The sequence below is a fragment of the Mesorhizobium ventifaucium genome, assembly GCF_935822925.1.
In the GTDB taxonomy this organism is placed as follows: domain Bacteria; phylum Pseudomonadota; class Alphaproteobacteria; order Rhizobiales; family Rhizobiaceae; genus Mesorhizobium; species Mesorhizobium ventifaucium.
Map to the genome: position 1 here is coordinate 264,331 of NZ_CAKXZS010000003.1, position 14,210 is coordinate 278,540.

At 62.9% G+C, this 14,210-nt stretch carries 13 protein-coding genes; 6 read left to right on the forward strand and 7 right to left on the reverse strand.

Going from position 1 to position 14,210, the window contains the following annotated elements:
* Positions 1-62: 62 nt before the first annotated feature.
* From NMG70_RS03080 to NMG70_RS03095, 4 genes are all read right to left on the reverse strand, one after another.
* A complete protein-coding gene (locus NMG70_RS03080; RefSeq protein WP_254023160.1) occupies positions 63-1,049 on the reverse strand; it encodes an NAD-dependent epimerase/dehydratase family protein in 987 nt (328 codons plus the stop codon).
* Between the two features lie 118 nt (positions 1,050-1,167).
* Positions 1,168-4,626 carry a chromosome segregation protein SMC gene (gene smc, locus NMG70_RS03085; protein ID WP_254023161.1) on the reverse strand — a complete coding sequence of 1,153 codons (3,459 nt, stop codon included), beginning with the start codon at positions 4,624-4,626 and terminating at the stop codon, positions 1,168-1,170.
* 111 nt (positions 4,627-4,737) lie between these two features.
* On the reverse strand, positions 4,738-5,484 hold the full coding sequence (locus tag NMG70_RS03090; protein ID WP_254023162.1) for a DsbA family protein: 747 nt from the start codon (positions 5,482-5,484) through the stop codon (positions 4,738-4,740).
* Positions 5,485-5,614: 130 nt separating this feature from the next.
* Complete coding sequence (locus NMG70_RS03095; RefSeq protein WP_254023163.1) at positions 5,615-6,115, reverse strand: DUF721 domain-containing protein; 501 nt, start codon at positions 6,113-6,115, stop codon at positions 5,615-5,617.
* Positions 6,116-6,170: 55 nt separating this feature from the next.
* Between NMG70_RS03095 and mutY the strand changes: the two genes are divergently transcribed.
* Together mutY and NMG70_RS03105 are read left to right on the forward strand one after the other, a co-directional pair.
* Positions 6,171-7,307, forward strand: a complete 1,137-nt coding sequence (gene mutY, locus NMG70_RS03100; protein ID WP_254023164.1) for an A/G-specific adenine glycosylase — start codon at positions 6,171-6,173, stop codon at positions 7,305-7,307.
* 46 nt (positions 7,308-7,353) lie between these two features.
* On the forward strand, positions 7,354-7,965 hold the full coding sequence (locus NMG70_RS03105) for an HAD family hydrolase (RefSeq protein WP_254023165.1): 612 nt from the start codon (positions 7,354-7,356) through the stop codon (positions 7,963-7,965).
* 148 nt (positions 7,966-8,113) lie between these two features.
* On the opposite strand, the gene NMG70_RS03110 is transcribed toward NMG70_RS03105, so the two are convergent.
* Positions 8,114-8,908 carry a transporter substrate-binding domain-containing protein gene (locus NMG70_RS03110; protein WP_254023166.1) on the reverse strand — a complete coding sequence of 265 codons (795 nt, stop codon included), beginning with the start codon at positions 8,906-8,908 and terminating at the stop codon, positions 8,114-8,116.
* A gap of 181 nt (positions 8,909-9,089) precedes the next feature.
* Here NMG70_RS03110 and NMG70_RS03115 point away from each other — a divergent pair, with 181 nt between their 5' ends.
* Together NMG70_RS03115 and vapC are read left to right on the forward strand one after the other, a co-directional pair.
* Positions 9,090-9,302 carry a type II toxin-antitoxin system VapB family antitoxin gene (locus tag NMG70_RS03115; RefSeq protein ID WP_254023167.1) on the forward strand — a complete coding sequence of 71 codons (213 nt, stop codon included), beginning with the start codon at positions 9,090-9,092 and terminating at the stop codon, positions 9,300-9,302.
* Positions 9,299-9,688: a type II toxin-antitoxin system VapC family toxin gene (gene vapC, locus NMG70_RS03120; protein WP_254023168.1), complete on the forward strand. Its 390-nt coding sequence runs from the start codon at positions 9,299-9,301 to the stop codon at positions 9,686-9,688. The genes NMG70_RS03115 and vapC overlap by 4 nt, the downstream gene beginning before the upstream one ends.
* Before the next feature lie 279 nt (positions 9,689-9,967).
* Here vapC and NMG70_RS03125 read toward each other — a convergent pair whose 3' ends face one another.
* On the reverse strand, positions 9,968-11,101 hold the full coding sequence (locus NMG70_RS03125) for a site-specific DNA-methyltransferase (RefSeq protein WP_254023169.1): 1,134 nt from the start codon (positions 11,099-11,101) through the stop codon (positions 9,968-9,970).
* Between the two features lie 174 nt (positions 11,102-11,275).
* Between NMG70_RS03125 and NMG70_RS03130 the strand changes: the two genes are divergently transcribed.
* Positions 11,276-11,965 (forward strand): HAD family hydrolase, encoded by a 690-nt coding sequence (locus NMG70_RS03130; RefSeq protein WP_027152381.1) that lies wholly within the window; start codon positions 11,276-11,278, stop codon positions 11,963-11,965.
* Between the two features lie 39 nt (positions 11,966-12,004).
* Here NMG70_RS03130 and NMG70_RS03135 read toward each other — a convergent pair whose 3' ends face one another.
* On the reverse strand, positions 12,005-12,679 hold the full coding sequence (locus tag NMG70_RS03135) for a hypothetical protein (protein ID WP_254023257.1): 675 nt from the start codon (positions 12,677-12,679) through the stop codon (positions 12,005-12,007).
* A 127-nt stretch (positions 12,680-12,806) separates the two neighbouring features.
* Here NMG70_RS03135 and thrC point away from each other — a divergent pair, with 127 nt between their 5' ends.
* Positions 12,807-14,204 carry a threonine synthase gene (gene thrC, locus NMG70_RS03140; protein WP_254023170.1) on the forward strand — a complete coding sequence of 466 codons (1,398 nt, stop codon included), beginning with the start codon at positions 12,807-12,809 and terminating at the stop codon, positions 14,202-14,204.
* Positions 14,205-14,210: the final 6 nt, after the last annotated feature.

The following is a 14,210-nucleotide window of genomic DNA, read 5'->3' on the forward strand; positions in this document are numbered from 1 at the left end:
GCGAAGTTGCGACCTTGGGCCGCAAACACGGAGACCCGCAGGCGACGACACTCAGGCCGCAGTCATGTTGTCGGCGATCCCGCAGCCCATTCCGACCGGTACCAGTCGACAAATTTCTTCAGCCCATCGTCGATCGAAACGCTCGGCTTGAAGCCGAAATCGCGCTCCAGCGCTGTCATGTCGGCAAAGGTCCGCTCGACGTCGCTGCTCTGCATCGGCTCGCTTTGTCGGATAGCCTTTACACCGAGCAGTCTTTCCAGAGTGTCGATGAAATCGCCCAGCCGCACCGGCCGGTTATTGCCGACATTGTAGAGCCTGCTGGGCGGGACCTCGGCCGTGGGCGGCTTGTCGAGCACGGCAACGACCGCCCTCACCACATCGTCCACATAGGTGAAGTCCCGCCACATCTCACCATTGTTGAACACCCGGATTGGCTTGCCCTCGAGCATCGCCTTGGTGAATATCCAATAGGCCATATCAGGCCGGCCCCAGGGGCCGTAGACGGTGAAAAACCGCAAGCCGGTCTGCGGCACCCCGAAGAGATGGGCGTAGGTATGGCTCATCAATTCATCTGACTTCTTGGTGGCGGCGTAGAGAGAGACGGGCCTGTCGACCTGATCGGTCTCGCTGAACGGCACCTTGCGGTTGCCGCCATAGACCGAACTCGACGAGGCATAGACCAGATGCTCGAATGCGGGCTGCGCGCGACAGAATTCGAGCATCTCGAGATGGCCGACAACATTGGATCGGACATAGAGCCTCGGATTGTCGAGTGAATGGCGCACACCCGCCTGAGCGGCGAGATGGACAATCCTGGTTATGCCTTGCCCGGCCAAAGCGTTAGCGAGCGCCCCCTCTTTGGCGATCTCGATCTGATGAAACGAAAAGTCCTTGTGGGGTTGAAGGCGGGCGAGACGCCCCTTTTTTAGCCCCAGGTCGTAATAGTCGTTCATATTGTCGACGCCGACGACCGCTTCACCCCTGCTCAGAAGATGATTGCAAACATGGCTGCCGATGAATCCCGCGGCTCCGGTGACGAGTACAGGCAACAAGGTTCTCCATGCATATGCAGATTGGTCATCCGATCGGACGGGGGGCCGACCGTTTCGGCTGGTGCTATAGCCGAAAGCCCCTACAGGCGCTACCGACAAGCAGTGGATCGACGCGTCAGCTCGCCTCGCGCAGGGCCTCGGCCGCCTGCAGGTCGACCGACACGAGCTGGCTGACGCCCTGCTCGGCCATGGTGACCCCGAACAGCCGGTTCATGCGCGCCATGGTGATAGGGTTGTGCGTGATGATGACGAAGCGCGTCTCGGTGGTGGCCGCCATTTCATCCATCAGATTGCAGAAACGCTCGACATTGTGATCGTCGAGCGGTGCGTCGACTTCATCGAGGACGCAGATCGGCGCGGGATTGGTCAGGAACACGGCAAAGATCAGCGACATCGCCGTCAAGGCCTGCTCGCCGCCGGAAAGCAGCGTCATCGTCTGCGGCTTCTTGCCGGGCGGCCGCGCAAGGATTTCGAGACCGGCCTCGAGCGGGTCGTCGGACTCGATCAGTTGCAGTTCCGCCGTGCCGCCGCCGAACAGATGCGAAAACAGCCGCTGGAAATGGCCATTGACCACGTCGAAGGCAGCCAGAAGCCGTTCGCGGCCTTCGCGGTTCAGGCTCTGGATCGCCTGCCGCAGCTTGCGGATGGCCTCGATGATGTCCTCGCGTTCGGAAACGATGGTCTCCAGCCGGTCAGACAGTTCCTTCTGCTCTTCCTCGGCGCGCAGATTGACGGCGCCGAGCCGCTCGCGCTCGACCTTCAGCCGGTCGAGCTGACGCTCGATCTCAGTCATCTCCGGCATCGGGCTGTCGGCCTCCAGGCCGGTGTGGCGGATGACCAGATGCGGCGGCGTGTTCAGCGTCTCCTGGATGCGCGCCTCGACCTCCAGCCGTCTTTCGTCGGCAGCCGTCAGCCGCTCTTCGGCGCGGACGCGAGTTTCCCGCGCCTCGGCCAACGACTGGATTGCTGATGTCGCGGCTTTGTCCAGTTCGGACTGCTTGTTCTCCGCCTCTTGCAACCGGTCGCCGGCTGCCTGGCGCAGGCTTTCGGCCTCGGCAAGCTGCGACAGCAAGGCGCGCCGCTTGGCGTCGATCTCGTCGGGTGCATCGGCGAGCCTTTCGCGTTCGGCTTCGGCCTCGGCCTTGCGTTCGCCGAGTGCGGCGATCTGCGTCGAGGCGTTTTCGGCGCGCTCCAGCCAGTTGCGGCGTTCCGCGCCGATGGCGTCGAGGCGGCGCGTGCGCGCTTCGGCTTCCCGCCTCAGGCCTTCATGGACGGCGCGGGCATCGGCAAGGGTGGCGCGGTCGCGAGCGACGTTGGCCGCCGACTGATCGAGCTGCAACTGCAGATCACCGAGATCGGGAGCGCTTTGCAGCAGCATCTCCGCCTCGGCGAAAGCCGCCGCCGTCTCTTCATGGCTGTCGACGATGCGCGCGCGCGCCTCGTCAAGCGCGGCGCGACGGCTCGACAACTCACCGCTGGCCTTCTCGGCCTCGGCCAGCGCGTTGCGGGCGGCGTCCAGCCCATGCTGGGCATCACGCCCGGCTTGACGAGCGTTGCGCTCGGCCTCGCTCGCCTGGGCAAGCGCCTGCTCGGCATGGGCAAGGGCTTCTTCGGCCCGGCGTAGGATGCGCGTTGCGAGGACCGCCTCGGCGTCGAGCTCGGCCAGCCGGTTTTTCTGCGCCAGCCGCTGCGCGGCGGCGGTCGGCGCGTCGGCGCTGGCGGTGAATCCGTCCCAGCGCCACAGCGCCCCTTCGCGGCTGACCAGCCGCTGCCCTGGAGCAAGCTGCGCCTGCTGCCGTCTTCCCTCGGCAGCGTCGACGATGCCGATCTGCGCCAATCGGCGGGCCAGTTGCGCCGGCGCGCGGACGACGCTGACAAGGCTCTTGATACCTTCGGGCAGAGCGGCGTCGCCGGGCTGAACCTCGCTTTGGCCCCAATGCACCGGCGCACTTCTGTCGAGCGGCACGTCGAGATCTTCGCCAAGGGCGGCGCCCAGCGCCGTCTCGTAGCCGCGCTCGACGCTGATCTGCTCCAGCACGGACGGGAAGAGGTCGCCGCTCGCGGCATTCAGGATCTTGGCCAGCGTGCGGGCCTCGGTTTCTATGCGCGCCAGCTCGGCCTTTGCATCCTGAACCGGCGGGCGGGCGGCACTCTCCGCCGCGCGCGCCTCGGCGACAGCCTGTTCGGCGGCAATCGCCGCGGCTTCGGTTTCCTCCAGCAGCGCCAGCGCCTGTTCAACCAGAAGTTGCTTCTCGGCGGGATCAGCCAGGCCGGCGACCCTTGAGGCGATGTCGGACAATTCCCGGTCGACATCGGCGAGCTGGCGGGCGAAACGGTCGCGGCGCTCCGCGGTGTCGCGCAGCGTCCGTTCGATCTGGTTGCGGGAGGCGGCGGCCTCCGCCCGTTCGGCGGTCAGACCGGCGAGTTTGGCTTCACTGGTGGCGAGCGTCGACGCCGCCTGTTCAACCGCCGCGCGGGTGCTGGCCTCGCGGTCGGCGGCGCCGGCGTTCTCGGCATTGAGCGCGGCCTCTTCGGCGGCGAGGCGTTCAAGAATATCCGCATTGTCGCGGACCATCCGCTCCTCGCGGACGATGTCGCCGTCGAGCTGCTGGAGCCGGCGGTCGAGTTCCGCTTGGCGGGCGCGGATGCGGCCCGCCTCCTCTTCGATCTGTGTCTTGGCGATCGACAGGCGCTGGAAGGCGGCAGCGGCGGCGGCTTCCGCATCGCGCAGGTCCGGCAACCGATGGGCGCCGATCCCTTGCTCCCTGGCGGCAGCCATCTGAGCGGCGGCGCGGTCGCCCACCAGTGCCGTGGCGATCGCCAGCGCCGACCGCGCCTCGCCTTCCTGCGTCTTGGCCAGCGTCCAGCGCAGATGCAGCAGCGTCGCTTCAGCCTTGCGGATATCGGCCGACAGGTTCTTGAAGCGCGAGGCCTGGCGAGCCTGGCGCTTCAGGCTTTCGATCTGGCTTTCCAGCTCGCCGACGACGTCGTCCAGCCGTTCCAGATTCTGTTCGGCCGCCTTCAGACGCAGTTCCGCCTCGTGGCGACGTGTGTGCAGACCCGAAATGCCGGCCGCCTCTTCCAGCAGCGCGCGGCGCGCCTGCGGCTTTGCCTGGATCAGCTCGCCGATGCGGCCTTGCCCGACCATCGAGGGCGAGCGCGCGCCGGTCGACTGGTCGGCGAAAAGCAGCTGCACGTCCTTGGCGCGGGCTTCCTTGCCGTTGATGCGGTAGAGCGAACCCGCCTCGCGCTCGATGCGACGCGAAACCTGCAACTCGTCCGCGTCGTTAAAGGCCGAGGGCGCGCTACGGTCGCTGTTGTCGAGGAAAAGCGTGACTTCGGCGGTGTTGCGGGCCGGACGCGTTCCGGAACCGGAAAAGATGACGTCGTCCATGCCGGACGCGCGCATGTTCTTGTACGAGCTTTCGCCCATTACCCAGCGCAGCGCCTCGACAAGGTTAGACTTGCCGCAGCCGTTCGGCCCGACGATGCCCGTGAGGCCGCGTTCGATGACGAACTCGCCGGGTTCGACGAAGGACTTGAAACCGAGCAGGCGAAGGCGCGAGAATTTCATTCGCGCAGCCCCGGGTTCCGTAAAAGTGTTCCGCGGTTTGGCGACAAGAACTCGCGGCGCAACAAAAAGTCGCGCACGCCGAAGCGCAGCCGCTTCGGCGCTGCCGAAACGTCAAAGCAGAGGGTCGATAATGGCCGAGATTTCCTCAATCGACAGCGCCCCCTTGTAGGTCTTCCCGTTGATAAAGAAGGTCGGCGTCGAGTCGACCTTGAATTCATCGGCGCCGCGCTTCTGGACCGACCTCACATCGTCCAGAAGTTTCTGGTCCGTCAAGCAGGCCTCGAACGACTCCTGTGTAAAACCGGCCATCTTGGAGATTTGCAGCAGGGCGTCCTTGGTATTGGCGACACCTGCCCAGTTTGCCTGCTGCTTGAACAGAACATCCACCATTGGGAAATAATTGTCCTTGGAGCAGCGCGCCAGCATGAAACCGGCCTCGGCGCTGGGGTCGAAGGGGAATTCGCGCAGGATAAGGCGGGCCTTGCCGGCATCGATGTATTTCGTCTTCAGCGCCGGGAGAGTGGTTTCATGGAAATGCGCGCAGTGCGGGCAGGTCATCGAGGCATATTCGACGATGGTGACCTTCGCGTCGTCCTTGCCGAGTTGCATGTCGGGCAGTGTGCCGGGCTTCAGCAAGGCAGCCATGTCCACCGTGCCCTGGGCCTCAGGGGCCTTGGCCGCGGCCGGAGCGGCCGGCTTCGCCGGATCGGCCGGCTTCATCGCACCGGCGGGGGCCGCAGGCTTCACATCCTCCGCCACGGCTTTCTCGCCCGAGTCGCTGCAGGCGGCGAGCAGAGCCACCGCCGGAATGGCGGCCAGCGACGACAGGAGGTTTCTGCGGGACAAAAGACGGGGCATACGAATCACCTGACAATGGTTGGATTTTGCAATGCAAAGGCTAGAAAAGGCGAGAGTTGGCGCGAATTAAGGCATCGCGGTCCCCATTCCAATCGCCAAACCTGGGGTACGTGATCACGAAAGCGCGAGATTATAATTTCTTTTGACCGAGAATGGTGGCGCCGAGCCGCTCCAGCGAGGCGCGCAGCCCATCATCCTCGATCATTCCGACAGTGCCTGACAGCTTCACCTTCTCGGCCGCGGTCAGCGGCCGGAGGCTTGCTTTAAGCCGCCCTTTGTCAACCGTGACCGGCTTTTGCACGATTCTGATCCGGCCGATAGCGTTGAAGCCGAGGAAGGCGTTGACCCGGTTGACGATCTCGCCGGTCTCGTGCTGCAGATGGAGCGCCGCCATGCCTTCGCAGGCGACGACCAGCACCGCCGGCTCGAACGGATCATCTTCATGCATGCGGCGCGGCCACTGGATCTTTTCAGGGCGCGAACGGCTGGCAAGCCGCGGCCCGGCAATCTCCTCCCATGACTGGACGAGCCCGATCGACATGCCGGCTCGCTTGCGCAGCACCGGATCTAGGATCTGGGTTGCGAGATCACTCACCGGAACGGGATTGCCGAAGGGCCTTTTCCCTGCCATGTGCGTTCTCCAGTCACGACCTTCACCATGCATCGGCTAGGCCAGTCCTCGATCAATGGCACTGCACGACCAGTCCCGCAAGACCGCATCCGGAGACAGCGGCAAAGCCGCATCCGGAGACAGCGGCGAGATCGCGTCCCGCCTGCTCGCCTGGTACGACGCGCATCACCGCGACTTGCCGTGGCGCATTGCGCCGCGCGAGTTGGCACGCGGCATACGGCCCGATCCCTACCGGGTCTGGCTTTCCGAAGTCATGCTGCAGCAGACCACGGTCGAAGCGGTAAAATCCTATTTCCGGGCCTTTGTCGAGAAATGGCCTGATATCGAGGCGTTGGCCGCTTCACCGACCGAAGATGTCATGAAGGCCTGGGCCGGACTCGGCTATTATTCCCGCGCGCGCAATCTCAAGGCCTGCGCCGATCTCGTCGCACGGCAGGGCGGCAGGTTCCCGGACACGCAAGCTGGCTTGAGAGAGCTGCCCGGCATTGGCGCCTACACGGCGGCGGCGATCGCGGCGATCGCCTTCGACCAGCCCGCCGCGGTCGTCGACGGCAATGTCGAGCGGGTGGTTTCCCGGCTGTTTTCGATCGTCACGCCGCTGAGCGAGGCCAAGTGCGACATACGCACCTATGTCGAGCGCATGGTTCCAGCGACCAGACCGGGCGATTTCGCCCAGGCGATGATGGATCTTGGCGCGACGATCTGCACGCCGCGACGGCCGCGCTGCATGCTGTGCCCACTGCGCGAGGATTGCAGCGCCATTACTTCCGGCGATGCCGAACGCTTCCCTATCCGCCTGCCGAAGGGCGAGAAACCATTGCGGCGCGGGGCTGCCTTCGTTGCCGTACGTGGCGATGGCGCCATCCTGTTGCGCAAACGTGGGGATAAGGGCCTGCTCGGCGGCATGACCGAAGTCCCGACGACCGGCTGGACCGCGCGGATCGACGGCGCCACCACGGACGCGGCGGCGCCCTTCCCCGGCAATTGGAGGCCAGCCGGCCGGATTGGTCATGTCTTCACCCATTTCGCGCTCGAACTCGACGTCTTCAAAACGATGACCGATGGCGCAGCCCCTGCGGGGCATTTCTGGTCGCTGGCTCATGAAATTTCCGGCGAAGCGCTGCCCACTGTCATGAAAAAGGTAATCGAAGCGGCGATACCGGGCGCGACGAAGAAGCAGCGCGCACATTGAATCGCCTACATCGCCCCGCATTGAATTGCGTTGAACGAGGACAGGAATGACCGAAATCCGCCACATCGTTTTCGACATCGGCAGAGTGCTGATCCATTACGATCCGAACCTGCCGTTCAGCCGTATCATTCCGGATGCCGAGGAGAGAAAGTGGTTTTTCGACAATGTCTGCACGCATGACTGGAACATCGAGCAGGACCGCGGCCGCACCTGGGAAGAGGCCGAGGCGCTGCTGATCGCCGAACACCCGGACCACGCCGAAAACATCCGCAACTTCCGCCGCCTCTGGCACGAGATGGTGCCGCACGCCTATGACGACAGCGTCCAGATCATGGACAAGCTGATCGAGAGCGGCCACGACGTCACCATGCTGACCAATTTCGCCGCCGACACGCTTGCCGAAGCCCGGCAGCGTTTCGACTTTCTCAACCGCCCGCGCGGTGTGACCATTTCGGGCGAGATCGGCATGATCAAGCCGGAGCGCGGCATTTACGACCATCACGCGACTGCTTTCGGCCTCGAGCCCGCGGCCACGCTGTTCATCGACGACAGCCAAAAGAATGTCGACGGCGCCAAGGCCGCCGGCTGGCAGTCGGTGCTGTTCACCGACGCAAAGACGCTCGAGGCGGACCTCGATCGCCGGGGGATCAGAGTGTGACCACGGCGACTGGCCCGACCGACAACCCGCTTCAACACGGCGGATTGCAAAGGATCCGTAGTCAGGCCCAGGACATGACGGCGTGTTATGGTGGTGCAGTCGCTGAGACGCGCGGTCCACGGAACTGCCATTGGATCCGTCTCGGGCGCTACTTGATGTGAGAAGCGTAGATGCGATCGAACTCACCCGTCGCCTTGGCAAGATGCAGCCACTGGTCGACATAGGCCTTGAAGACGACGGCACCCTCAGGAAGCATATAGCCCATTTCGCCATATTGGAGCGGTTTCTCGGGGTTGATCGCGCAAAGGCCGGGGTGAAGTTTCTCCTGCAGCTCGGTTTCGACCGATTCGGCGATCATGACATCGGCTTTGCCATCAAGAATTTGGCGAAAGATCGTGACGTTGTCCGGATAGATCTCGATTTTAGCGTCACTGAATTTTTCACGCACGAATTTCTCGTTGGTCCCGCCGGGATTGACAATCACAGTCACATCCGGCTTGTCGATGTCGGCAATCGATTGGAATTTCGCCTCGTCCTCGCAGCGCGCAATCGGTGCCTTGCCGTTGACGAGATAGGGTTCGCTGAAGAACACCTGCTTCTGGCGTTCCAGAGTCACCGAAATGCCGCCCATCGCGATGTCACACTTGCCGGTTGTAAAATCCGCAAGCAATTTTTTCCAGGTAGTCGCCACGAATTCCGCCTCGACCCCTAGTGAACTTGCCAGAGATTTTGCGAGATCGATATCGATGCCCTGGTAATTGTCCGCGGGCTTGTCATGAAAGGTGAAGGGCTTGTAATCGCCGGTCGTACAAACGCGCAGCTTGCCGTTCTTGATAACTGCATCAAGCTGGTTTTCGGCGTCGGTGTTCTGCGCAATCGCCGGAGGGGCCAACAACCCCATGACGAGGGCGGCGGCGACAAACGGCGAGGCAAGAGCTTTCATGGAATCGGTCTCCGTTGGATAAGCGAATCAAGCATTCGAGAACGGTGGGCAAAGGTCAATAATTCTTCTTGGGGAATCGCTCACCGTGATCCCTCCGACGGGGCGGCTTTCGTTGTCACGGCTTGTTGGTCACGAGCAGAATGTGTATATTTACTCTAATCTATACACATCGAGCATCACCATGCGAACCAATATCGAACTCGACGACAAACTGATGGCGGAAGCCATGGCCGCCTCCGGTCTCAAGACCAAGAAAGCGACGATTGAGGCGGCGCTGCGCACTCTGGTGCGCCGGCACAGGCAGGATATGGCTATCGCCGCCCTTGCTGGCGCCGGCTGGGAGGGCGATCTTGACGCCATGCGGGAAGGCCGTTCGCCCGATCGGCATCGATGATCGTCGTCGACAGTTCCGTGTGGATCGCCCATCTCCGCAATACGGACATCGTCTCGGTCGGTAAGCTCAGGCATCTCGATGACACTCAGGAGATTCTGGTCGGAGACTTGATCCTGCTGGAAGTGCTACAAGGCGCGCTCAACGAACCGCATGCCCAACTGATTGAGCGGAACCTCCGACAATTCGCCATTGTGCCGATGCTGGATCCGGCGACGGCAGTCGAAGCTGCCCGAAACTATTGCATGCTCCGGCAGCGGGGCATCACCATCCGCAAGACAATCGATATGATTATCGGCACATTCTGCATCCTGGGCGGACACGCGCTGTTGCATGATGACCGAGACTTCGACCCGATGGTTCGCTACCTCGGTCTGCGACTCGCATGATCGGGAGATTCCAACCGGCAAGCGCTGGTCTTCCCTCCACAGGCGTGTGCGCGGCCCAAGGTGTAACCCGGTGAAAAGACGCCCAAAATGCCTGACAGCCCATTCATAGATCTTTACAGCGATTACGAAAACCAAACCGATCGAGGCGATGCGACGAGCGGAATGCCGCAGACTCGACGGCGGCATTGGCGGAGCGCGTCGCGACACTTTTCGGTCGACAAAGCGCGACCCTGCTTCCTTCGGGAACGATGTGCAACGAGACCGCTGTAGCGGTTATCGTCAGGCCCCTGCCCGCTCCATGCCGAGGCGGGCGATGCGGCGAAGCTCGTCGATCGGGGTCAGGCCGCCGCTGCGCTCATAGTGCCAGAAGGTCCAGCCGTTGCAGGCATCCAGCCCCTGCACTTCCGCGCCGATCTTGTGGATCGATCCGGCGCTGTCGCCGACCGCCACAGTGCCGTCGGCGCGCACCCTGGCCGCCCAGCGCTTCTTGGCGTCGTAGAGCATGGCGCCCGGCAGCATCAGCCCGGTGTCGATGAGGCTGACGAACGCAACGCGCGGCTCGGCGCGCTTGCCGGTAAGCACGGTAAGAGCAGCGCCGTCCAGCGGCCGGACTGCATCGATGCGCTCGTTGGCGGCGTCGATATAGGCCTGCTCGCGCTCGATGCCGACGAAATGGCGGCCGAGGCGCTTGGCCACCGCGCCGGTGGTGCCGGAGCCGAAGAAGGGATCGAGCACGATATCGCCGGGCTTCGTCGAGGCCATCATGATGCGGGCGAGCAGCGCTTCCGGCTTCTGCGTCGGATGCAGCTTGTCGCCATTTTCGTTCTTGAGGCGCTCAGAGCCGGTGCAGATCGGAAACAGCCAGTCGGAACGCATCTGGATGTCGTCGTTCGACGCCTTCAGCGCTTCGTAGTTGAAGGTGTAACCCTTGCCCTTCTGATCGCGCGAGGCCCAGATCATCGTTTCATGGGCGTTCTGAAAGCGGCGGCCACGGAAATTCGGCATCGGATTGGTCTTGCGCCAGACGACATCGTTGAGGATCCAGTACCCCAGATCCTGCATCTTGGCGCCGACCCTGAAAATGTTGTGATAGGAGCCAATGACCCAGATGGTGCCGTTGGGCTTCAGCACGCGGCGCGCCGCCAGCAGCCAGGCCCGGGTGAAGGCGTCGTAGACCTCAAAACTCGCGAACTGGTCCCAGTCGTCGTCGACGGCATCAACCTTGGACTGGTCGGGTCGGTGCAGATCGCCGTCGAGCTGCAGATTGTAGGGCGGATCGGCAAAGATCACGTCGATGGATTTTTCGGGCAGCCGGTCGAGTGCGGCGACGCAATCGCCCTTCAGGATCGTATCCAGCCATTCGGATTGCTGGGGAGCATGGGAAAGCTCGTCGAGAAGACGCACGGCAGACATTGTTACACCCAAAGCACGCGTTACTGTTTACTCCCTGTTATGGTTACCGATCAGCGTAAATATTCGGTGAAGGCCGAGGGTCCGGACCGCGGTAGTTTGCGAAGATCGGCCTGTTGGTGTATGCCGCGCCGCCTGAACCGTCCCAGCCTCCTCCCTCCCGCTTTCCGGATCGCTATGCCCCAGCCAGACCTTGTCATCTTCGATTGCGACGGCGTGCTCGTCGATTCTGAAATCATCGCCGCGCGCATCGAGGCCGAGCTTTTGACGTCGGCCGGTTACGAGATATCGGCTGAGGAGATTTCCGAAACCTATGCCGGGCTGACCTTCAAGGACATCATGATGCGGGTCGAGGAGAAATCCCGCGTCCCATTCCAGGCCTCGCTGATCGATCGCGCCGAAGACCTCGTCGACCGCCGGCTGCGGAGCGACGTGCGCGCCGTCGACGGGGTGCACGAGGCGGTCGCCGCGGTGACGGCGCCGCGCTGCATCTGCTCGAATTCGCGCACCGAGCGGATCGAATTCATGCTGGAGAAGGTGCATCTGCTGCCGTTTTTCAGCGGCCGGATTTTTTCCTCGCTGGAAACACCAAGCGGAAAATCCAAGCCGGCGCCCGACGTGTTTCTCTTTGCCGCGGCAAAGCTCCAGGCCGATCCGGCGAACACCTTCGTCATCGAGGATTCCGTCCATGGCGTGACCGGCGCCAGGACAGCCGGCATGCGTGTGATCGGCTTCACCGGAGCGGCGCACAGCTATCCCGGGCATGCCGACGCGCTGACCGAGGCCGGCGCCGAAACGGTCATCCGCCGCTGGGCGGAACTGAAAAGCGTGATCTCCGCCCTGTCGGAGTGGTCGGCGGATGCGTGAAGCAGGCGTCCAAATGGACGCGCAGTTCCAAAGCCGCGGCTATTCGGCCGCGGCAACCTTCTTATCGGTCTTCTTCGGCGGGCCTTCGTCATAGCCGGCGAACACCTGATAGTCCCGCGCGGTGGGCTCGGGAACGACAACGTTCGAATCGGTGAAGACGAACTGGGTGGCACTCGAAGGGTTGGTAACCTGGACCTGATGTTTGTGAAGCTGCGAGTAAAGGACCTCCTTGCCATGCATCACAGCGATACGGATCGGCATGGTGATGGTGCCAGGGCTGAACATCGGTCCCGGAACGACCTTGCCGGCGACGGCAATCTTCATCGTCAGCGAGCCGTTGGCACGGTTGCAGTCGCGGGTCACATCGGTGATCGAAGCCTGGTAGATGATCTTCGCGGAATCGTCCTGCTGGTCGCTGCTCGCGTCAAGCGCAGCAGCTTCTGCATCCTGGGCGGCGGTTTTTTTCTTGGGCTTTTGGCTGCCCTTGGCATAGGTGTTGAAGTAGGCGGTGCCGTCGCGCAGCGTCACTTTCGGACAATAGGCCAGCAATTGGCTGGCGAGAACCTTGGGGTCCGGCGGTGGTGGCGGTGTCGTGTCCTTCTTTCCGAAGCCCAGCATGCTACTGCCGCCTGATTGGCAGCCGGCGGCGGTAAGCATAAAGCCGGTGAGCGCCAGACCCGCGACAAAACGCCCGTTAAATCTATGAAACGCCATGAACTGCACTTCCCTCTCGCAAAGCGGGTGACGTATATCAACCGCGCGGCAAAAATGCGACTGAGCAAGTACGGAAATTAACCACTTTGCCGCGGACAATACCGCCCGGCAGCAATGGAACATGACGATGCGATATGTGAGTACCCGCGGGGAAGCGCCCGTGCTTGGATTTTCCGATGCTGTGCTGACGGGTCTGGCGCGCGATGGCGGGCTTTATGTCCCTGAGACCTGGCCGCAGTTTTCGGCAACTGAGATCCGCGCCATGCGCGGCCTTGCCTATCCCGACCTCGCCATCCGCGTGCTGTCGCCATTTCTCGGCGGCGAAATCGCGATGCCGGTGTTCGAACACCTGGTGCGCGAAGCCTATGCGACGTTCCGTCACGAGGCGGTCTGCCCGCTGGTGCAGACCGGCTCGAACATGTTCGTTCTGGAACTCTTCCATGGCCCGACGCTTGCCTTCAAGGACGTCGCCATGCAGCTTCTCGCCCGGCTGATGGACCATGTGCTTGCCGAACGCGACCAGCGCGCCAGCATTGTCGGCGCCACCTCCGGCGATACAGGCGGGGCCGCCATCGATGCCTTCGCCGGGCGCAACCGCACCGACATCTTCGTTCTTTTCCCGCACGGCCGGGTCTCGCCGGTGCAGCAGCGGCAGATGACGACGTCCATCGCCGCAAATGTCCATGCGCTGGCGATCGAAGGCAATTTCGACGATTGTCAGGGCCTGGTGAAGGACATGTTCAATGATCACGGTTTTCGCGACCGAGTATCGCTGTCCGGCGTCAATTCGATCAACTGGGCCCGCATCATGGCCCAGATCGTCTATTACTTCTCATCGGCGCTGTCGCTCGGCGCGCCCGACCGGCCGATTTCGTTCACGGTGCCGACCGGCAATTTCGGCGACATCTTCGCCGGCTACGCCGCCAAGAAGATGGGGCTGCCGATCGAGCGGCTGATCATCGCAACCAACGACAACGACATTCTAGCGCGCACGCTGTCGAGCGGCGAGTACAGCACGAAAGGCGTCTTTTCGACCACGTCGCCGTCGATGGACATCCAGGTTTCTTCGAATTTCGAGCGCTTGCTGTTCGAAGCGGCCGGCCGCGACGCCTCGACCGTGCGGCGCTACATGAGCGGCCTCAAGCAGTCCGGCGCCTTCACCATCGAAGCGGGCGAGATCGCCAGGATCCGCTCCGAATTCGACGCCGGCCGCTCGACGATGGACGAAGTAGCTGCCACGATCCGCTCGACGCTCGCAGCCAGCAACTATCTGCTCGACCCGCACACGGCGGCGGCCATGCACGTTGCGGTTGCGAAGGCCACCAATCCGGTGCCGATGGTGGTGCTGGGCACCGCCCATCCGGCAAAGTTCCCGGCCGCCGTCGAAGCGTCCAGCGGCGTGTCGCCTGCCCTGCCCGCATGGCTAGGCGGGTTGATGACGTCAGAGGAAAAATACACGGTACTTCCATCCGACCTGAAAATGGTGGAAGATTATGTTAGCCGCCACACGCGGGCGGCAAGTTAGGGAGTA